The 20,383-nt window shown below is 71.3% G+C and carries 10 protein-coding genes and 1 tRNA gene; 2 read left to right on the plus strand and 9 right to left on the minus strand.

Annotated features, from left to right (window positions below):
- The first annotated feature begins 9 nt into the window (after positions 1-9).
- Positions 10-657 (plus strand): HAD family hydrolase, encoded by a 648-nt coding sequence (locus tag QHF89_RS21150; RefSeq protein ID WP_136969929.1) that lies wholly within the window; start codon positions 10-12, stop codon positions 655-657.
- A gap of 18 nt (positions 658-675) precedes the next feature.
- Here QHF89_RS21150 and QHF89_RS21155 read toward each other — a convergent pair whose 3' ends face one another.
- The 9 genes from QHF89_RS21155 to QHF89_RS21195 form a co-directional block, all read right to left on the minus strand.
- Positions 676-3,039 (minus strand): MYXO-CTERM sorting domain-containing protein, encoded by a 2,364-nt coding sequence (locus QHF89_RS21155; RefSeq protein ID WP_284720753.1) that lies wholly within the window; start codon positions 3,037-3,039, stop codon positions 676-678.
- 137 nt (positions 3,040-3,176) lie between these two features.
- The gene (locus tag QHF89_RS21160) at positions 3,177-3,737 is read right to left on the minus strand and encodes a hypothetical protein (RefSeq protein ID WP_136930924.1); all 561 of its coding nucleotides are present in this window, start codon (positions 3,735-3,737) and stop codon (positions 3,177-3,179) included.
- 96 nt (positions 3,738-3,833) lie between these two features.
- Positions 3,834-3,915: transfer RNA gene (locus tag QHF89_RS21165), tRNA-Leu, on the minus strand.
- Positions 3,916-4,002: 87 nt separating this feature from the next.
- Positions 4,003-5,166: an ATP-binding response regulator gene (locus tag QHF89_RS21170; protein WP_136969928.1), complete on the minus strand. Its 1,164-nt coding sequence runs from the start codon at positions 5,164-5,166 to the stop codon at positions 4,003-4,005.
- A 69-nt stretch (positions 5,167-5,235) separates the two neighbouring features.
- Entirely contained in the window at positions 5,236-7,011 is a 1,776-nt protein-coding gene (locus tag QHF89_RS21175) for a carboxypeptidase-like regulatory domain-containing protein (protein WP_136969927.1), read from the minus strand.
- 2 nt (positions 7,012-7,013) lie between these two features.
- Positions 7,014-7,781, minus strand: a complete 768-nt coding sequence (locus tag QHF89_RS21180) for a hypothetical protein (protein ID WP_136969926.1) — start codon at positions 7,779-7,781, stop codon at positions 7,014-7,016.
- 30 nt (positions 7,782-7,811) lie between these two features.
- A complete protein-coding gene (locus QHF89_RS21185; protein ID WP_136969925.1) occupies positions 7,812-14,516 on the minus strand; it encodes a hypothetical protein in 6,705 nt (2,234 codons plus the stop codon).
- A 46-nt stretch (positions 14,517-14,562) separates the two neighbouring features.
- A complete protein-coding gene (sppA, locus tag QHF89_RS21190; protein ID WP_136969924.1) occupies positions 14,563-16,419 on the minus strand; it encodes a signal peptide peptidase SppA in 1,857 nt (618 codons plus the stop codon).
- Positions 16,419-18,854 carry a zinc-ribbon domain-containing protein gene (locus QHF89_RS21195; RefSeq protein WP_136969923.1) on the minus strand — a complete coding sequence of 812 codons (2,436 nt, stop codon included), beginning with the start codon at positions 18,852-18,854 and terminating at the stop codon, positions 16,419-16,421. Before QHF89_RS21195 ends, sppA begins: the two co-directional genes overlap by 1 nt.
- A 380-nt stretch (positions 18,855-19,234) precedes the next feature.
- On the opposite strand from QHF89_RS21195, the gene QHF89_RS21200 reads away from it, so the two are divergent.
- Positions 19,235-20,347, plus strand: coding sequence for a hypothetical protein (locus tag QHF89_RS21200; RefSeq protein ID WP_284720754.1), 1,113 nt, complete (start codon positions 19,235-19,237; stop codon positions 20,345-20,347).
- Positions 20,348-20,383 lie beyond the last annotated feature (36 nt).

Genomic DNA, 20,383 nt, shown 5'->3' on the forward strand with positions numbered 1-20,383 from the left:
CCGCTCGACATGAGCCGTTTCTCGCCACGCGCGTTGATCTTCGACATGGATGGGCTGCTCGTCGACTCGGAGCCGCTCTGGCACGAGGTGGAGCGCGCATTCGCCCGCGCGCGCGGGGGCGAGTGGACCGACGAGATGGCGCTCGCCTGCACGGGGCAAGGAATCGGGCGGATCGTGCACATCATGGGGGAGCACATCGGCTTCGAAGTGGACGAGGCGCGCGACGTGGCGGAGCTCGAGGATCGATTTCTCGCCCACGTGGAGGGTCTTTCCCTCAAGCCGTTCGCCCGCGCGTTCCTCGACGAGGCGCGGGGGCGATTGCCGATCGGGCTGGCGTCGTCGTCGCCGCGGCGGCTGATCGACGCGAGCCTGAAAAGGTTTGGCCTGACGGGCCATTTCGACGTGACGGTGTCCGGGCAGGAGGTGCCGCGGGCGAAGCCGTGGCCGGATGTGTATTTGCGCGCGGCGGAGCGGCTCTCGGTCGGGGCCGAGGGGTGCCTCGCGCTGGAGGATTCGAAGAACGGGGTGCGGGCCGCGAAGGGCGCGGGGATGGCGGTGATCGCGGTGCCCGAGGGGGACGGGGGCGCGTTCGAGGAGATTGCGGATGTGGTGGTGAGGAGCTTGGAAGAGGCGCGGGCGCTCGTGCGGTTGCCGTAGCGCCCGGGCCTTGCGGGATCAGCTCTGCCGGCGGCGACGCGCGAAGAGGGCCGCGACGGCCGCGAAGGCGGCGAGCGAGGCGCCCGCGGGGACGCTGGAGGAGCCGGGGACGGCGCAGCCGCAGCCGCCCGGGTCCGTGACGGGCGGGGTGGCCGGGTTGCCGCCCGCGCCCGAGCCGCCCGCGCCACCGGCACCACCCGCGCCACCGGCGCCGCCCATGCCGCCCGCGCCGGACGATTGGACCGGGGTGAACGTCAGGTTCGTGAAGAGGCCGTCGCCTTCGCCGGCATTGGCGATCATCACGTAAGCCGTCTTCATGCCCGCCGGGACCATCGTGGTGGTGTTGTAGGCATTGATGCCCTGGGAACCGCCGCCGTCGGGCGTGAGGACGACGGTGTCGGCCGTGGGCTTGAAGGGCCCATACGTGAACTGGAGAGGCTCCTCGCCGTAACGGACGAGGACCTTGGGCTCGAAGCTGCCGCCGCCGAACGGAGAGCCGCCGCCCGTGGTCGCGCCGTCGAAATCGACGGTGAGCGATTCGGTGTTCTCGGGCAGGGGGACGCGGACCTGGATGACGCCGGGCACGTACCCTTGCTGGTTCGAGCCGATGTTCGCCGCAGACACGCTCGGCGCGAACCAGACGCCAAGGGAGCCGCCGCTGGTGCCCACGAGGAGCGGGCCCTCCATCGTGGAACCCGTGAATTCGAGGATGCGCTTGCACTCGGGCAGGACGCCGCGCGTGGTGAACGCCGCCTCGAGCTGGGTGGCCACAGCGTCGCCGAGCGAGGAGGTTTTGACCTGCGCGAGGATGAGGTCCGCCATGTCGTGATAATGGAGGTCCCCCGAGGGCGCGGCCTCCATCGCGGCGAAGACGGCGAGGTCGAGCCCGGGCTTCTGGGCCTCGGTCAAACCCTTGCGGACGTCCCAGAGCGCGCCGGAGAAGAGGGTCGCGTCCTGGTGGGACTCGCCGGCGATGGCCGTGGGGCAGGCGTCGGGGGCCGCGAGGCTGCGAATGGCCTTGCCGCTGGGATCGGCGTCGAGGACGGCATATTCGCCGACGTCGGGGTCGCCGGTGATGGCCGACGAGAAATAATCGGCGAGGCCCTCGTTCATGCCGCCCGGCGAGAAGACGATGCCGTACGCATCACGGTGCGGGGTGCCCACGAGCTGGATCGTCGCATTGACGACGGCGTGCGTGAACTCGTGGTAAATGACGTCGCCGTCGTAGGCGTAATCCTTGACCGGCCCCTGGCCGAACATCATGGCGCCACCCGAGATGTCGAAGAGCGCGCCCAAGGACTCCGGCGGCGAAAAGAAGGCGTTCTGGAAAGGAACGAGGGGAACGTTGGGGTTGCCGATGTTGGCCGGGTTGCCGCCGAAGAGGCCGTCAGGCATACGGAGGTTCGCGACCGCGTCGAGCGGGCCCTGCTGGACGAGGAAATCGGATTTGAAGGTCCGGAAAAACTCGTATGCGATCTCGGTGTGCGCATACATGTGCAGCTCCGAGAACGGATCCTCCTGCGCCGTGTCCTCGGCCGGCATCGTCGACGTGAAATCGAGCGACCCCGCGGCCGCCGTCACCGTCTGCACGAGCTCGCAGGTGTGGATGTTGATACCCATGATGTTCTTCGTCGTCTTCATGTCGATGCAATTGCGCGCGACGACGAGGGGGCTCGAGAGCTTGGTGGCGCCGTCCGGCAAATTCAGCGTGACGGACTGCGTTTGCGGAGATTTGACGGGGTTCGAGGGGAACACGTTGGCCTCGTGCAGCGAGACCGCGGCATTGTAACGCGCCACGATGTCGCCGGTCTGCGCGTCGACGACGACGACGGGCGCATACGGAATGGCGAGGCCCGCGGTATAAAAATGCCAGGCGAGGACATTGCCGCCGCCCGACGGCCAAATCACGAGCCGGGCCTTCTTGGGGTCCATGTCGACGCCGGACGATTTGGAGGCCTTTGCGGCGACGTCCTCGGCCGAGAGCGCGGGCACGACGCTCGCGGGCAGGTCCTCGGCGAGGCGCGCCGCGACGATACGCGCGACGCCGTTCTCGCCGAACGAGACCGTGGCGCCACGGTGAAGCACGGGCACGCCCTGGTGCATCTGCGGCATCTTGACGATGCGCCGGCCGTCACGGAGGGTCGCGTCGCGCGCGGGGCCGAGCGAGAGGCTCTGCGACCAGGGCGCGCGCTCCGCGAGGATGGTGCGCGCCGACGCTTCGAGCGCCCGGGGCTCCGCATCCTTGGCCGCGACGAGCGGCTTCTGCGCGGCGGGCGAGAACGCGCCCACCTCGAGCAGTGTACGCGGCCCGGAGGCGGCGAACGCCGTCCCGCCGAGCGCGAGGACCATCAAGCTTGCCGAGAAAGAGGAGAAAAAGCGCATCGTTGACCCTTGCTTTGGGAAGTCCGAGGACGTGGGGACACGCACGGGAGGGCGCGTCCGAATGCAATCCTAGGAACCCGCGAAAGCGAGAGCAACGATTGGAATCGTCCGGCAGGAATGTAGCGGCGGAAAATGGACTAGTCGCGAAGGCTTTCGCACCGCGGGCAAGCCGCCTTGAGCCGCTCGTTCGCGCGATCGATGCGCTGCTGCGCGGCCGCGCAACGGTCGTCCTCTTTTCCAGCGAGATCGCAGAGGCGCGTGGCCGCGCGCTTCATCGAGGCGTAGGCGCGGCACGCGCCATGGCAAGGCGACTCCTCGCTGCCCGCCGACGTCGCCTCGGGCGCCACGGGCTTGGTGGGCGCCTTGCGCGCTGCATCCGTGGGCGCCGCAGGCGGCGCAGCACCCTCCGCAGAGGACTTCGCCTCGTCCGCCACGACCATCACGTTGAGGAAGGAGATCTCCCAACGATCGAGCTCCGTCGCGGCGTCGTCCGGGGTCCGGAGATCATCCGACGCGACCTTCGCCGACGCCGTGGCCGCAGGGGGCGGCGGCGGCGCAGCGGACTCAGCGGACTCGGCCGCGATGTCGACCGCCGTCGCCGGGGCCTCCCCGGACTTCGGAGCCGCCGCACAAGCGACGAGCGCGATAGGCACGAGCGCAAGGACCAAGGACGCCGGACGCAGGAGACGCAAGGACATGTCGAAACCCCCAAACGCGAAAAAGGCCGGCACCTTACGGTGACCGGCCCTTTTCTCTTCTTTCGGACTCGCGGTTCCTCATGAACCGCTTCGGGGTGCGAAGGGGGGGACTTGAACCCCCACGGTGTTACCCGCTAGCACCTCAAGCTAGTGCGTCTGCCAATTCCGCCACCTTCGCTCGGAACCGCTTGCTTCGAGGCGACGGAACCTACCCGGTTCGCCCCCAATGTCAAACACTTTTTTCGAGGCCCCCCAAGCTCGCCCGTCAGGTCGTGAGAGCCACGACAATCTCGCCGATCTCGAAGGGCTTGCGCACGGCCTTGACCTCGAAGGACGCGGGCAAACCCGACAGGTCACGCACGTTGCCCGAGATGAGGACGATCCGCACCGAGGGGTTCGTCTCGCGGATCTCGACGAGCGCGCCGTGCACGTCCGCGCCGAACGGCGAGAGGTCGCAGAGCGCCGCGTCGACGCGGCCCGTCTTCAAGGCGCCCGCGAGCTCGGCGCGCGCGCGCACATGCACGATGGTCGCGCCGCGCGCCGCGAGCGCCGCTTCGAGCAGATCGAAGACCGCGTCGTCGTCCTCGACGACGAGGATACGTTGGCCCGCGAGGACCATCGCCGGCTTGCGGTTCGAGTGCGGCGGCGCAGGCGGCATGGAAGGACGGCGAGGCCAGCGAAGCTCGAACCGCGCCGAAGGTTCGGCCCGCACGAGCGAGAGCGAACCCCCCGACTCGCGCGCGAGCGCCGCGGCGTAACGAAGGCCGATGCCCGCGCCGCCCGCGCGCGTGGTGACGCCCGCGTCGAGCAAGTTCGCGCGGCGCTCGACAGGCACGCCCGGGCCTTCGTCGGTCACGCCAAAGACGACGTCGTCAGGTCCATCGAGCGTCGCGTCGAGGAGCACGGCGCCACGCGAAGGCGAGACGGCGACGGCGTTCAGCAGGAGGTTCGTGAGGATCTGCAAGATGACGGAGGTGCCCGGCAGATGCGCGGCTTCGAGCGCAGGGTCGAGCGAGGTGCGGAGCTCGACGCCGCCACGCTTGGCCTCGGGCTCGCAGCCCTTCGCCGCCTCGGCGAGGATCGTCGCGACCGAAGCGGGCACGTCGTCCGGTACGTCGGCGCCGATGGCGCGACGAACGATCTGCCTCGCGTGGCGCGCGCGTGAGGCCGCGATGGCGAGCGCGTCCTCGACGGTGGGGAGGGAGTCGATCTCGCCGCGCGCGCGATCGATCCATCCAAGCACCACGGTGAGCGCGTTCGAGACCTCGTGGAGGACGCCCGCGAGGTCTCGATCGGTCGGGCGTCGCAACGCTTGTTCGACGTCGATCCGCAGGCTCTCTTTGTCGGCCAAGGGCCCGCGGCTCGCCTCCTGCGATGCCCCTCGTCCGCGCGCCGTCTCGTCCTTACCACCGGTGTCGGACTCCGCCACGCCTCCAGCCTATCCCGGACCGAGGCGAGCGTGTACCCCCGGGACGCAGGCGCGAGACAGCACGCGCGCCTACCTCGAAAGCGCGAGGGACGGAGCAAGAGGCAACTTGTAACGGCCTGCGAAATCCGTGGCTCCCTCCGCAATCTGAATCACCACGGTCTCTTCGGTGCCCGACGCCGTGACGGGCATCCACGCGCGGACGGTCGCATTCGGGACGATCTTGCCGAGAGGATCACGGACCTCGCCGCGGAGCACGACGGGGTACGGGAGGACGAGCGTGTTGAAGTCGAAGGGCTGGCCGACGAGGATCTTGACCTGCGGATTTGCGATCCACGGGTAGAGCGAGTCGGACGGCGGGACGACGACCAGATCCGCGAGGCCCGGATCGGCGAGCAAGGAGAACTCGCCCGCGAAGCCGAGCGGCGTCGACATGGGCTGCGAGGCCGGCGCGTCGGCGAGGAGGCTACGCGAGAGGTACGGGCGCGCAGGCGTGCGCGAGGGGAAGACGGAGGCGGAGCCGAACGAGAGCGGGCTGCCGTTCGGCAGAACGACCTCGCCGGAGACGACGGACTTGTCCCGGACCGTAAAGCCCTTGCCGCAGACGCAGTCGCCGTCGGCGGGGACCTCGAAGCCGTCCTCGGTGGTGACGGCCTTCGTGAGGTCGAACGTGGGGTGCGTGGTGACGCGGTACTTGCCAGGCGGGAGGAGCACGGTGAAGCGGCCCTCGGTGTCGGTGTCGACGACGGCGCTGTAGATGGCGCTGTTCGAGGCGTTGCCGGAGAGCTCGAGGCTGCGGAAGGAGACGGTCGCGACGACGGGCGCGCCGTGGGCGTCGACGACGGTCGACATCACGCTGCGGCCGACGGCGTCGAGGTCGATGAGGGTGAGGTCGGCCTGGATGTTCTTGCTGTCGGGGTTGAGGGGGCTGAGCGAGGCGACCTGCCAGAAGAACTTGGGCGCGTCGGGATCGTCGGGCGGCGGCCTGAGGCGGAGGATGGGCGAGCTCTCGAGGCCGAAATCCCAGTAGTACTCGAGGTTGTAGGTCGTGAAGAGCGCGAAGGGCGGATCAACCGTGAGGACCTGCGTGCGCGAGACGGGGATGCCGTGCTTGGGCTCGACGACCTCGATCGACCAGCCGTTCAGGTCCTTGCCCTCGGGGAAGGCGATGCTGCCGGAGATGAGGCGCGGCGCAGCGGAGAGGTGGAGGTCGATCTTGCCGCCCTGCGAGACGTCGATGCCGCGGTAGTACATGGGCGGCGGCGGAGGCGCGGGGCAGTTCTCGGGGGCGCGCGGGACGACGTGCACGTCGTAGATGCCGGGCGGGATCTCGACCGAATAGGCGTCCGTGCTGCCCGGCTGGATGACGGCCTTGGCCTCGTGATCGGGCAGGCCCGCGTGCTGCGCGTCGCGGTAGAAGGTGAAGTCCGCCTGGAGTTTGCCCTCGGGCGAGAGGGGGCAGCCCTTGTAGTCGTAGTCGACGAAGAGCTCGATCGGCGAGACGACGACGTGCGAGAGCGCGATGTCGTGGTCGACGACGAGGCCCGCGCTCGACTGCGCGACGAAGCCCTCGCCGCCGAAAGGCACGAGGTAGGGCGTGTTGGCGCCGGTGTTCGCCTCGGCCGTGGGGCGCACTTCGAGGATGAGCCCGGGGAGATCGACCTTGGTGCCGACGCAGGTCTGGAAGCCGTCGACGCTGGCGCAGACGCCGCCGCCTTCGCAGTCCTCGTCGGAGGAGCAAGCGTTCACGGCTTCCGCGTCGGCCCCCCCGAGCGCGAAGCATCCAGAGAGGGCGGGCACGGCCGTCAGCAGAAAGAGCGATGAAGTCAAGGAGAAGGCGCGTTTCAAGGTCAACCTCCCGTGGTCCCGGCGTCATTCATGTCGCCCGTCGCCGCCGTGGGATCGAGCGGACAGCTAGCTGCGGCGGAGGGGCAGTTCTCCAGGATCGGAGGACAGTCCCCGACGCCGCATTGCCGAAATTGCCAGGTGATCTGGCTTGAATCCCGGAGATCCTTGGGGCAGCCCGTCTGCGTGTCGAATTCGTGCGTGACCACGAGCGTGAGGCGATGGCAGCCCGGATCGAGCGGATACAACTTGGAACTCCAACGAACCCCCACGAGCGGGCGTGGGCCATCCGCCAAGGTCGCTGCCGGTAGCTCCTGGAAATTCGGAAATGCCCACCGGAACGGTTGGTTGAAGGCGTTCATTTCACCGTAATCGACGTAAAGGGCGACCTTGACGGATTCGCCCGCGTCCTCGGACGCGACGGACGCGACGATCGGAAACTCGGGCAAGCCGAGATCGCCGCCCACGAGCAAGATGGAGCGCGGATCGGGGTCGAGGCCCGAGGCGACGAGGATCGGCGGTGTCTGCTGAGGCTCGTACGTGACGGGCTCCGCGGTGACGAGGCAACCCGGCGCGAGCACGGCGAGCAAGAACGCCTGAAGCGATCTTCGGGCCAGCGCGCCGAAGCCCTGGAAATGGCCTTCAGGCAAAGACGGACGGCGCCGCACCCCTGACAGCGCTGTCAGGTCCTGGAGAGCCTCCGGCGCAGACGAGCGGACGGGCGAGAGCGGACGAGCGACGAGCAAGGGCACCTCCTTTTTGGGCAGGGGCACGGCGTAACAGCCGCCGCGCGAGCCCCTCCATCAAGTGCCACGAAAGCGGCTCGGCGGTCCGTTCTTGTTCCCTTCGGTGGAAGGCGCCGCGCGGAAGCGGGCCTCGGCATACTCGCTACGCGTGGCGAGTCGAACGAGATCGGCGAGGGCGGGGTGCGCCGCGCAAGCCCGCGCGAGGCCACCCTCGGCCGTGAGAGGCGTGTCGAGTTCGAGCTTGAGCTCGGCAACGACGAGGCGAAGGGCCGTGGGAAGGTCGCCGCTCGCGAAGAGGCCGGCGCGGCGGGCGGCGCGGCGAGCGCTTTCCATGGCGGCCTCGTAGGTGATGCCGTCGGGCTGGGCGAAGATCTCGCGAAGGCGGCGGTCCCCACGGGGAGGGACGATCTGCCAGAGGTCCTGGCCGAGGCGCGCGACGCCGGGATCGGTGCCGCCGGTGGGGCCGACGGGGCCAAAAGCGGCGCGGAGGGCCTCGATGAGGGTGCGGAGGTGCTCCTCGGGGAGGCGGACGAGGACGTGCTCGGGCATGGCGCCGGCGATGGAGGCGCCGAGGAGGTACCGAAGCTCGGGGGTCTCCTCGCGGATCTCGCCGGAGAGGACGACGGCCGGAGGCGCGAGGAGCGCGACCTGGACGCCGAGGGCGGAGGCCTGGTTCGGGGCGCCGGCAGGCACGCGGCGGTGGAAGAGCGGGGTGCGGGCGGCGCCAAAGACGCGCGTGACGGAGCCCCACACGTCGCCGAGGACGGTGGGCGCGCCGGGCTGGACGCGGAGGGCGCCGGTGAGGCCGTAGTGGCTCGGCTCGCGGCGGTAACGGCCCGTCTCCCAGGTGATGGCGAGGGCCTCGTTGATGGGGCTCTCGACGTTGCGGAAGAGGAGCGCGAGGACGAGCTCGGGCGCGGAGGCGAGCGCCGAGAGCGCGGGGGGCGCGACGGCGCGGCCGGCCGGATCGAAGCCCGCGAGGACGTGGTCGACGGCGCGGGCATAGGCGCCGTTGCGGTCGAGCAGCGCAGCCTCATGGAGCTTCTGGAGCGTGGTTCGATCGCCGGGGCGGAGCGACGCCTGGTGCTTGCGGACGACGAGGAGGTCACGCGAGCGCGCCTCGGCGTTCGCGCCGTAGAGCTCGACGAGGCGCTCGCCAGCATCGTACGAGCCGGCCATGAGCTGCTCGAAGAGCGCCGTCTCGCGCGCAGGTCCGCCGCCCGGGGCCGGAGCCGGAGGCGCGGTGCGGGCGCGGGGTTGCGCAGGCGGCGGGGGCTCCTCGACGATCGGCGCGGGGAGAGGCTTTTCCGCGGGCGGCGGCGGCGGGCGGAGGCCCGTCGGCATGGAGCGAATGGCGCTCGCGGCGAGGGGGATCGGGATGTCGTCGTCGTCGTCGACCGCGTCGTCGAACGCGCTGTCGAAGGCCTCTTCGAGGTCGAGGACGAGGGCCTGGCCGTCGTCGCCGAGGGGCGCGGGGGCCGGCGGAGGAGGCGGGGGCGGCGGATCGGAGGGCTCGACGATGAGGCGCGGCCTCCGCGCATGGGCGAGCTCCTCGGCGATCTGCGCGGTGAGGTTGCGATCGGGGGCGGCGAGCGGGAAGGCGTCGGCGTAAAGGCGAATGGCCTCGTCGGGGTCGGTGGCGACGACGAGGCGGCCGAGCTGGTAGAGGAAGCGGGCGCGATCGAGGCCGGCGCTCTGGCGAATGAGGTCGAAGAGGGCGGAGCGCGCAGCCTCGGGCTCGCCGTAGCCCGCGACGAACTCGAGCTTCTTGCGCATCGCGATCGGGCGGGTGTCGGGCTCGACGGCGGCCGTGTCGAGGAGGCGCGACGCGGTCTCGAGCTGGCCCGCGGAGAGGGCCGCGTCCGCCGCGGCGAGGGCGACGCGGCCACGGCTGCGGAGGCCACGGAGGTCGCCCGTCAAGGCGCGCTCGAAGAGGGGCAAGGCCGCGTCGAAGTTCTTGTTGCGCACGAGGCGCTCGGCCATGCCGAGGGCGATGAGCGGAGCCGGGCCGAACGCAGCATGCCGGCGCGAGAGTTCGCGCATGCCGGCGCCGCCGCCCTGGATGACGTCGAGCTCCTCGGCGAGCAGGAACGCTTGGAGCTCCATCTGCTCGGGCGTGAGGTGCTCGGCGATGCGCATGAGCTCGTCGATGGCGTGCTGCGCTTCGCGAGGCGTGCCGCCGCCGCGCGCGCGGTACTCGAGGCGGCGCGCTTCGAGGACGGCCTCGGCCGAGTGCGGAGCGAGACGGACCGCGCGACGGACGCGATCGAGGGCGGTGGCCTCGTCGCCGGTCGAGGAGGAAGCGCGCGCCGCCTCGACGAGGTAACTCGCGCGTTTGTCCGCGGGCTCGCGGGAGGCGGTGGCGAGCTGATCGAGGGCCTCGGAGAGGGTGCGGGCGTCGCCCTGGTGGCGAGCGATCGAGACGCGCAGCTCGATGACGGCGTCCCGCGCTGCGATGGGCGCGATGCTCTCCAGGATGTTGCGCGCGGCCTGGGCGTTGCCGCCCGCGAGCCAGTCGTTCGCGGCGCGGATGCCGTACTCGGCGCGCTCGTCGGTCTTCGCGGAGAGCTCGCCGAGGCGCTGCCAGAGGGGCGCAGCCCGGAGCGGCGATCCGAGCCGCTCGTGGATGTCGGCGAGGAAGCGGAGCGCGCTCGGATCGTCGGGCGTCTCCGCGAGGAGCGCGTCGAGCTCGGCGCAAGCGTCCTCCAGGCGGCCGAGGCGCTGCTCGAGGACGGCCGCGCGGCGCAGGCGGAGCGTGCGGCGAAGATCGGGCGTCGACGCCGCGGCGATGCGCTTGCCGAGGATGTCGGCGACGGCGGCGTGATCGCCCTGTGAGGCCGCGTGTGCTTCGAGTCCTTCGAGGGCTTCTTCGTTGTCGGGCGCAAGCTCGCTCGCGGCCTTGAGGTGCGCGACGCCAGCCTTGTGATCACCGAGCGCTTCGAGGAGCGCAGCGAGCTCACGCAGGATGGCCGCGCGCGCGACGGCGTCGTCGGTCCGCTGGAGCTGGAGGTTCAGGAGCGCGACCTGCGCGGGGCGATCGCCCGTGCGGCGCGCGAGGCGCAGCGTGGTCGCGAGGAGCTCGTCGGTCGGCTCGCTGTCCTGGAGGATGCGCTTCAGGACGTCGAGCGCGGCCGCGTCCTCGCCGCGGCCCGCGAGCATGGTCGAGAGATCGACCGCGATGCGCACGCGTGACATCGGGCCGAGGTCCTGGCGCGCGAGCTCGGAGGCGAGCACGGCCTCGGCCTCGCTCGCGCGCTCGGACAGGACGAAGAGCCGGCGCATGCTGGAGAGCGCGGCCTCGCGTTGCTCGGGCGTGATGCTCGGGGATCGCAAGGCGCGTTCGAGCGTCTCGATCGACTCGGCAAAATTGCCTTCGCGCTCTTTGCGCTCGGCGACGTGGAGCAGGGCCGCGAGCCGGACATCCGGGGCGACGGCCGCGTCGAGGTCACGCGCGAGCGCCGCGTCGCCCGAGGCGAACACGGCTGCGTCGGCGTCGCTCACGAGCAGCTCGTCGTCCGGAGCGCGGCGCGCCGCCTGCACGAAGAGCGTGCCCGTGACGAGCGGATCCCCGATCGCATGCGCGAGCTTGCCGCCGAGACGGAGGAGCGCGACGCCGACGCTGGCGTACGGCTTGGCGACGGCGAGCAGCAGGGATTCGAGGAAGGCGCGGGTGGTCGCCGCGTCGCCCGCGGCGACCATGGGCGCGAGTTCGACGAGCGTGTCGTACTCGTCAATGTCGCCGTCCGCGGCCACGGCGCGTTCGACGAGCGAGAGCCCGAGCGCGTACGCGCCGAGGATGCCGAGCGCGACCTTGGCGAGGGCCACGGCCGCGCGCGCGCCATCCGGTCCATCGGTTCGCTTCAGCGCGGCGAGGGCCGCGGTTTCGAAGCGGGCGACGAGCGGCCCGACGTGGCTCACGGACGCGACGAGCTTGCGCAGCGCCTCGCCGATCTCCTCGATGGTCCCGAGGTCCGGCCGCGCCGTGAGCGCGCGCAGAAGCAGGTCGAAGCGCATGCGGCTGCCCTCGCCTGCGGCCTTCGCGAGCGAGGCGGCGCGCTTGAGCCACGCGGCCCGCACGCCCCCGTCGGCTGCCTCGGCGACGCGCTCGATCGCGCGGATGGCCTCGGTCGGGTTGCCGCCGCGCTCCGCGAGGCGCGCCATCAAGAAGTACGACGTGCCCTCGGACGGGACGGCCTCGAAGCACGCGACGGCGTGGCGAAGCGCCGCCTCGGTGGCGCCTCTTCGTTCGAGCTGACGCGCGCCGCGGTAGTGCGCCGCGCGCCGCCCGTAACAACCGAGCGCGGCGGCGGCGAGCACGTCGTACGTGCGATCGAGCACGTCGATGCCGCCCTCCACCGCGGAGGATCGCTCGACGATCGCCACGGCTTCGGCGCGCGACGGGTCGATCTGGATCGCGCTCGCGCCGATCTCGAGCGCGCGCTTCGGCAGCCCGTTCGCGACGGCGAGGTTCGCGGCCTCGATGAGCAGGCTCGCGCGACGGCGCGGCTCGGACGTGAGCGTCTCCGAGCGCCGCACGATCGCGTCGAGCGCAGCCGCAGGACCCGCGAACGTCACGAGGTCCCGCGCGTACCGCTCCATCCCGCCGCGCGGCGCGGCCACCGCGGCCCGCCAGAACGCCTCCTCTGCGCCTGCCGAATCCTGCGCGAGATCCCAGCGCACGGCCCCGAGATCCCTGAGCCCGCTCGACAGGTTCTCGAGGGCCGATTGCTCCGGCCCATCCACGAGATCGCCGAGCGCGTGCACCCTCGCCTCGACGAACGCGACGAGCCCGTCCGAGCCGAGCGACGCGCCGCTCTGCTGCATCTTGTCGTCGAGCGCGTCGAGGTGCTCGTGCAGGTGCCGCGACTCCGCGCCCTTCGCCGCGGCGCGCGCGAGCTCCGCCGCCGCGCCGTCCCAGTCCTCCGCGGTCGCGCGCCGCTGCGCCAGATCGAAGAGCCGCTCGATCGTGCGCTCGTTCTTCGTGTCCGCCGAGACGAGCCGCTCCAGCAAGATCACGCCGAGCGCCACATCCTCTGCGCGATCACTCATCGCGAGCAGCCGACCACGCAGCCCCGGCACGCGCGGCCCGTACATGTCGAGCGCGCGCCTCCCGACGTCGATCGCCCGCGGCGCGTCGAGCTCGAAGAGCAGCGCGAGCGCGTCGCCGAAGAGGCTCGCCATGTCATCGAGCGGCCGCGGCTGCGCGAGCACCCACCCGAGCGCGTCCTCCAGCCGGTCCGGATCGTACGCCTGTGAAGCGAGCCGCACGAGCTCGCGCATCGCGTTCGGGCATCCCGGACGAAGCGCGAGCCAGCGCTGCGTCCACGTCACCGCGAGCGCCATCTCCCCGACCGCTTCGAACGACTTCGCGAGACCCTCGCAGAGCGACGATCGGATCAGCATCGTCGAAGCGCCGCCCTCGACCGCCATCGCCGCGTCGAGGTCCGGCATCGCGATCGTCGCCTTCGCCAGCGCCGACAGAGCCCGCGCCGACCCGGGATCCGTGAGGCACGCGTCCTCCGCGGTCCTCCGCGCGAGCGACGCGATCCCGAGCCCGAGGTAGCCCTCCGCGGCCACCGCGAGCAGGCTCGCGCTGATCTCTCCGCTCGTCTCCGCCGCGATCTGCACGAGCGCATCGGCGCGCTCGCGCTCCTTCGACGCGCCGAGCGTCGCCTGGAGCAACGCCGCCGCCCCGACCTCCGAGCCCTTCGCGCGCGCCGCGATCGACGCGATGCTCCCGCCCTTCTGCCGGAGCTCGCGCCGCACCGAAGTGATCCCATCGAGCGACGCGAGCGCGACGGCGCGATCTGCGAGCAACCCGAGATCACTCTCGACCTCGGCCACGATCCCCGCGTCGAGCACGGCCGCGATCGCGCGCGCCGCGTTCCCCTCGTCGAGCGCCCGCGACACGCGGCGCAGGTGCACCTGCCGCGCGCGGTACCGGTTCGTCTGGAAAGCGGCGAGCGCATGATCACGCAGCGCCTCGTCGGCCGCGCCTGCGGCGCCGCGCGCGGCGAGCGCGTCGACCATCGTGTTCGCCGCCATCTCGTCTTCGGGCGCGATCTCGAACGCGCGCAGCCGATCCTCGAGCGCGCTGTCCGCATCGTCGAGCGCCTCGTGCCGCGCCGCCGCCGTCAAATACCCCGCCGCCGCGTCCGCTTTCGGGATCGCGTCCTGCGCCCACGCCGCGATCGTGCCGATGAGCTCGAGCGGCATCGGCTGGCTCGAATCGAACGCGGCCGCCTCCTTCAGCGCCTCGGCCGCGCCTTTCGGATTGGCGCCTCGCGCGAGCAGCACCGCGATCTTCAAGAGCGCCTGCGCCGACGAAGCGGGCCGCGACGGATCACACGACGCGCGCAGCACCTCCGCGGCAGCGATCGGCTCCCCGAGCCCTGCCAGCCACTCGGCGAGCTCCGAACGCAGCCCATCGTCCTCACCGAGCTCGAGCGCGCGCCGCGCCACGTTCACGGCCGTGTCGAGCTCCGTCTCGCGGGACGCGAGCAGCCGCGCCAGCGTCGACGCGGCCTCGCGCTCGCCGGCCACGTCGCCGGCCTCTCGACAACGCGCGACCACGCCGCGCAGGTGGGCGATTTCCGCGCGAGGGCCGTGATGCCGCTGGATCGGCTCTTCCGTGCGGTTCGCCTCCAGCACGAGGGAACCTGCCGAGGTGGGCGCCGGCCGATCGGCGAGCTCGGGCGGCGGCATGGTGGCTCGCCGCGCGACCGGCGCGGCGTCTTCATCCGTCGCGGAAAAATAGCTCATGGAAGGGCGCGGCCAGGCTACCAGAGGCCGCGGACGAGCGGTGAGCTCAACGCACGATGAGACCGAACGGCATGGCCGCCAGCGTACGCTCGCCCGACAGGAAGGGCGCCATCGAGCCCAGATACCGGGCGACCTCGGGCAGGAGCGCGCCCACCTCGGGCAAGAGAGCGTCCACAGCGGCTTGCCGCGCCGCCCGCGCAGCCTTGCTCTCCTGCGCCGCGCCCGCCTCTCCATCCTCTGCAGCTTCGAGCAAATCGAGGAGCCCCGAGCCCTCGCCCACCACCTCGGCAGGCGCGTCGTCCGGCAGATGCGCGAGCTTTCGCGCGAGCGTCACGGCGTCGACGAGCCCGCCGAGCTCGTCAACGAGGCCCCTCTCCTTGGCCTCGACCCCGCCAAAAATCCGACCCTCGGCGCTCTCGGCGACCTTCTCGACCGCCATCCCGCGCCCCTCGGAAATGCGCCGGACGAACACATCGTAGATCGACTGCATCGACCCGAGCACCTTCTGCCGCGTCGGCTCGTCCCACCCCTGGAACGGCGACATGTACGTCGCGCGCTTCGCCTTCAGCGGATCGGGCGCGGCCGCGATCGTCTCGGTCGTCACGCCGATCTCCGCGAGCGTCTTGCCCACGGCGAGTTTCCCCGACACGACGCCGATCGACCCGAGGATGCTCGTCGGCTCGGCGACGATCTTCGTCCCCGCGCAGGCCAGGTAATACCCGCCGCTCGCGGCCATCCCTCCGACCGACACGACGAGCGGTTTGTCCCCGCGCAGCTTCATCAGCCGCTTCCACAAAAGATCCGACGCGAGCGCCGATCCGCCGGGCGAGTCGATCCGCAAGACCACCGCCTTCGTCGACTCGTCCTTCTCCAGCCGCGCGATCGTCCTGCCGAGCTCACGCTCGTTGATCCCGTCGCTCCCGCCGAGCGGCGACGACGGCGCGCCGCCCATCGCAATCGCCCCTGTCGCCGGCACGATCGCCACGTGCGGCTCTCCGCCCGAGCCCGGCCCCGCGAGCACACGGATCACATCGATGATCCCGCCCGACACCGGCTCCGGCGACGCGCCTCCGCCGAACCGCACGCTCACGCGCTCCGCGCCCGCGAGCTTCTTCGCCTCGTCACGAGCCTCGTCCGCGTACCCGACCTCGTCGACGAGCCCCTTCGCCTTCGCCTCTTCCGGCGGGAACGGCCCATCCTCCACGATGTCCGCGAGCTCGGGTTTGCCGCGCCCCTCCGTGATCGCCGACAGCCACGCCGAGCGCAGCCCGCGCAGCGCGCCCTCGACCGACTGCCTCGCCTCCGGGCTCGCGCTGTCGCGCGTGAACGGCTCCTGCGCGCCCTTGTACTTGCCGACCTGCAGGAAGTTCACCTCGACGTGCAGCTTCTCCAGCAGGCGATTGCCGAACACGAGCTCGGCCGCGAGGCCCACCGACTCCACGCCTCCAGCCGGGCTCACCCACACACGATCACAGCCCATGGACGCGAGCAGCAGCGTCGCGTTCCCGAGATCGTCGGCGTGACAAACCACGGGCTTCTTCGCCTTGCGGATCGACGCGAAGAGGCGCCCGATCTCGTTCGCCCGCGCGAGCCCGAGCCCTGCGGTCCCGAGCTTCACGAAAAACCCCTTCGTCGTCTCGCGCTCGTTCGCCGCGCCGATCGCCTGCACGAGATCGGCGTGCGTGCGCCCCCGCGGCGAGCCGAAGAGCCCGCCCTGCGACGACTCGGGCGCCCCGCGCGACAGATCGATCTCGACCACCGAAGGCCCGCTCAGCGCCGGCGAGACCCGCGCGTTCGTGGTGCTCCGCGGCCTCCCCTCGCAGCCCGCGCCCGCGACCACGAGCGCCGCGATCGAAAGGCCGAGCGCCCCCAGACGAACACGTCGGTCTCGCCTCTTCTTCATCAGGGCTCCCAGGAATCCGCGAACTTGGCGAGCCGCTCCTTCGCGCGCTTCGTGTGCGGGTTCGCGTCGCCGCCTTTCTCGATGATCTTGCGGTAGAGCGTGCTCGCCGTCATGCGTTCGCCGTTCTCCCACCGGAGATCCGCGAGCGCGGCGACCGCATCCAGGTTCGTGCCGTCCGCGGCCACGGCCTGCTCGTAGAACCGGATCGCCGCGGCGCGGTCGCGCTTCTTCTGCGCGAAATCCCCCTGCGCTTTCAGCACCTTCGTGTCCTTCGGCGTCTTCTCCGCGAGCTGCTTCAAGAGGGGCTCGGCCTTGTCGAACTCGCCCTTCTCGATCGCCTCGATCGCGGATTTCAGCGCGTCGTCCCCCGCCTCCACCTTGAGGCTCGCGGCCTCGACCTCGGGCTTCTTCGCGCCCTCCGCGCTCGCCATGAACGCGCGCAGCGACGCCACGAGCGGGTGGGGCCTCGGCATCGCCGCGAGCCTGTCGAGCTCGACCTTCGCGCCGGCCGTATCGCCCGATCGGGCGAGCGCGTAGATCAACATCGACCGCGCACGCCCGAGGTTCTGCTCGTCCCGCGCCGCGGCCCTGAGCCGCTCGATCACCGTCGCCCACACCGGCGCAGCCTCGGCCAGATCGAGCGTCGCGAACAAGAGCTCGTCGCTCGCCTGTGGGGTCGCCTTCGGCAGCGTCGCGACGAGCTTCCGCGCGCCGTCCATGTCTCCCGCGAGGCGAAGCGCGTCGATCCGACAGCGCGTCACGTCCGCGTCGGCCGCTGCGATCGACTGCGCCCGGTCCGCCGCCTGCTTCGCGCGCCCCACCGCGAGATCGAGCTCGCGCCGCGCGTTCGGCAGATCCGGATCCGACGCGCCGAGCAGCCGCACCTTGAGCCACGCCACATCTGCGCGCACGACCGCGAGGCGCGCGAGCCGCACCGCCACGCGCAGATCCGCGTCCGCGATCGCGCTCGCCTTCACGTACGACTCGTTCGCCGCGTCGAGATCCCCATCCCGCAGATCACGATCGCCCTGATCGAGGAGCGCCCCGAGCCGCGCGTCGCCTTGCGTCGACGCCGCCGCCCCGCTCCCCTTCGGCAGGTACTCGCGCCCGACCATCACCGCGCCGAGCGCGCCCGCGCCGAGCAGCAAAACCCCCACGATCCAGCGCGCTGCATGCGGACGACGCGGCGGCACGCCCGAGACCGAGAGCACATCGTCGCTGTGCAGCAGCGCCGACGACGGCGGCAACGACGTGGGCCCGCTCGACGGCGGCGTCGCCGGCGGCGACTTCGAGGAGATCGGCTTCGCTGGCTCGGCTTTTGGCGGCGCGGGCGTGGCCTTGCCCGCCGTCAGCGCCGGCGGACGATCCATCATGAGCGTCGGCCCTTCGCTCGTCGGCGGCCGCTCCATCATGAGCGTCGGATCGTCGCCGCTCGAAGGCCCCGCGTCCTGCACGTTCGGCGGCTCGGGCGTGGCCTTTCGCGGCAGCGGCGGGGGCTCCGGCGGCGGGAACATCGGCGCGGACGCCGCGGCCTTTCGGGGCGGCGGCGGAGGCTCCGGCGGCGGAAACATCGGCGACGACGGCGCGGTTTTTCGCGGCAAGGGCGGCCCCTCGGCCGGCGGCGACGGGAACATCGGCGCCGACCCCGCGGGCTTGCGCGGCGGCGGCGGAGGCGGCGGAAGCGCGCTGATCCGCTCCACGGTCCCACCTCGCTCGTCCGACGACGAACCCGCTTGCGCGCGCATCGGCGGCGGCGACCCGAAGCCGCCGTTGTTCCGCGTCGAGATGGGCGCCTCCACGACGTCCATCGTGTTCAGCTCTTCGAGCCCGCCCGGCACGCGCGGCGCCGCGAGGGCCGGCATGTCCGAACCCTTGTCGGCCCCGGCCGACGCGGGCGGGCGCACCGACGCCGGCCTCCGCCCGAGCAACGCGCCGCCCATCGCCATGGGCGGAGCCGCAGCCGCTGGGGCCTGCTGCTGACGCCCGGGCAACGCGAACACGACCGATCCTTCTTGCCGCGGGGGCTGCGCCGCCCCTCCGCCGAGGCCTGCGGGCGTCCTCGTTCGGGTCCGCGCGGCCGGCGGCGGCGGCGTCGTCCCGGTGCCGGGCACCGTCATGCCGATGCGGTTGAAGAACGGATCGAGCTCGGCGATCGACCCGAGCCTGCGCGGCCGGCTGTTGCCGCGGGAGAGCACGTCGTCGCGGGTCACCTTCCCGTCGTGGATCGCGCCCTGGAGCTCGCGCAGGGCGGAGAACTCGATCTCGCGCCCGTCGACGGTGCGTACGACCCACGTATCGGGGACCGTCCCCACGGATGCGCGACGCACCTTGAACTGGTGCCCGCAGGTCGTGCACTTCACGGAGGTGCCGCGCTCGGAGACGAGAGCGTCATCGAAGTCGTACACCGTGCCGCAGCGCTCGCAGGTGACTTCCATGGGGAACTTGGCAGCTTTCCTCTTTGTGCACCGGGACGCAACGGCCGCGAAGGCCGGCGCTGCGGCGCATCAGGCTCCTACTTCTACCGCGCTTGCCCTGCCGTGCTCCACTGTTCGACACGCAAGGTCCGTGGATCCTGCGCGCTCGGCTCGCCGGATCCTGGATGCCACAGCCGATCGTGAACGCCCTTTCACGATCCGACCCCACGCGCCGCGCCCGCCCCCCTCTCTCCGCAGCGGATCGGCGCGACAAAACCCGGCGCGATCCCGCGGCCTTGTACAGGGCATGCTGCTTGCTAGGCTCCTCCTGTTGCCCCGGCCTTCGTCAAGGCCCGGGAAGACCTGCTTCGCGGCGTGGTCGATGCTTATTGGGAGACGGTATGAAGCGACTTTCTCTGCTGGGCTTCATCGGCATGATGGCGACGTTGCTCGCTGGCTGTCCCATCTACGACGACGACGGCGAGTGGAACGAGGGACCGTGCCCCTCGGGGGACTGCTCGAATCCAAACGGCTGCAACGACTCCAGTGATTGCGGCGTGAACGAGACGTGCGGCCGGGACAACGAGTGCCACACGGGCGACTGCACGATCTGGGGATGCACCTCGGACTTCGAGTGCGTCATCGAGGGCATGCAGGCGAGCTGCCAGCCTGGCGGCACAGGTGGCACAGGCGGCACAGGCGGCTCGGGCGGGACCGGCGGCACGGGCGGCTCGGGCGGCTCGGTCACCTGGTGCGGCAACCCCGACGACTGCCCCATGGGCGAGACCTGCGCACCCGACGGCACCTGCAAGCCGGGCACCTGCGACACCGTCGGTTGCATCTACGGCTACGCTTGCGAGGCTTCGCAGTGCGTCCCGCAGAACCCCGCGGCGTGTGGCACGGACGCCGACTGCAGCGCGCTCGGCGCCGGCTACGCCTGCGTCAGCGGCGTGTGCACCGCGCCCGCGGATCAGTGCACGGACCAGACCCAGTGCCCGGCGAACAACAAGTGCGTCGACGGCAAGTGCACCCCGGCGTGCAACGACAACGCCGACTGCGACGGCGGATACACCTGCGACCCCGTCGGCGTCTGCACCGTGCCGGCCAAGCCCTGCACCATCACGAACGACTGCGGCTCGGCCGATGAAGTCTGCGTCGACGGCGCGTGCGTCCCGCGCAGCCAGATGGGCATGTGCCCGCCGGGCGACGTATGGGTGGAGAACGGCTGCATCCCGAACCAGACGGCCGCGTTCTACTGCAACCAGGATGGCGTGCAGGACGCCTGCGCCGCGGGCTCCATCTGCCTGCACCACGCCTGCTACATCTCGTGCGCCCCGCCGAACGACAACGCCTGCAACAACCTGCCGTCGTTCGACGTCTGCAAGCCCGTCTCGACGATGTCCGGCGACCACCAGGTCTGCGGCTCGAACGACAACCTCGGCAATGAGTGCGATCCCACAGCCGGGCTCGCCTGCGCGTCGGGCAAGATTTGCATCGACGGCTTCTGCAAGTAGCTCCCCCCTTCTCGCATCCTGCCCCTCACACGGCGC

Source organism: Polyangium sorediatum, assembly GCF_029946465.1.
GTDB lineage: Bacteria > Myxococcota_A > Polyangia > Polyangiales > Polyangiaceae > Polyangium > Polyangium fumosum.

Excerpts from the sequence above, each read along its gene's own strand:
- QHF89_RS21150 (WP_136969929.1), top strand. The coding sequence starts at position 10 with ATGAGCCGTTTCTCGCCACGCGCGTTGATCTTCGACATGGATGGGCTG.
- QHF89_RS21155 (WP_284720753.1), bottom strand. The coding sequence starts at position 3,039 with ATGCGCTTTTTCTCCTCTTTCTCGGCAAGCTTGATGGTCCTCGCGCTC.
- QHF89_RS21160 (WP_136930924.1), bottom strand. The coding sequence starts at position 3,737 with ATGTCCTTGCGTCTCCTGCGTCCGGCGTCCTTGGTCCTTGCGCTCGTG.
- sppA (WP_136969924.1), bottom strand. The coding sequence starts at position 16,419 with ATGAAGAAGAGGCGAGACCGACGTGTTCGTCTGGGGGCGCTCGGCCTT.
- QHF89_RS21185 (WP_136969925.1), bottom strand. The coding sequence starts at position 14,516 with ATGAGCTATTTTTCCGCGACGGATGAAGACGCCGCGCCGGTCGCGCGG.
- QHF89_RS21195 (WP_136969923.1), bottom strand. The coding sequence starts at position 18,854 with ATGGAAGTCACCTGCGAGCGCTGCGGCACGGTGTACGACTTCGATGAC.
- QHF89_RS21200 (WP_284720754.1), top strand. The coding sequence starts at position 19,235 with ATGAAGCGACTTTCTCTGCTGGGCTTCATCGGCATGATGGCGACGTTG.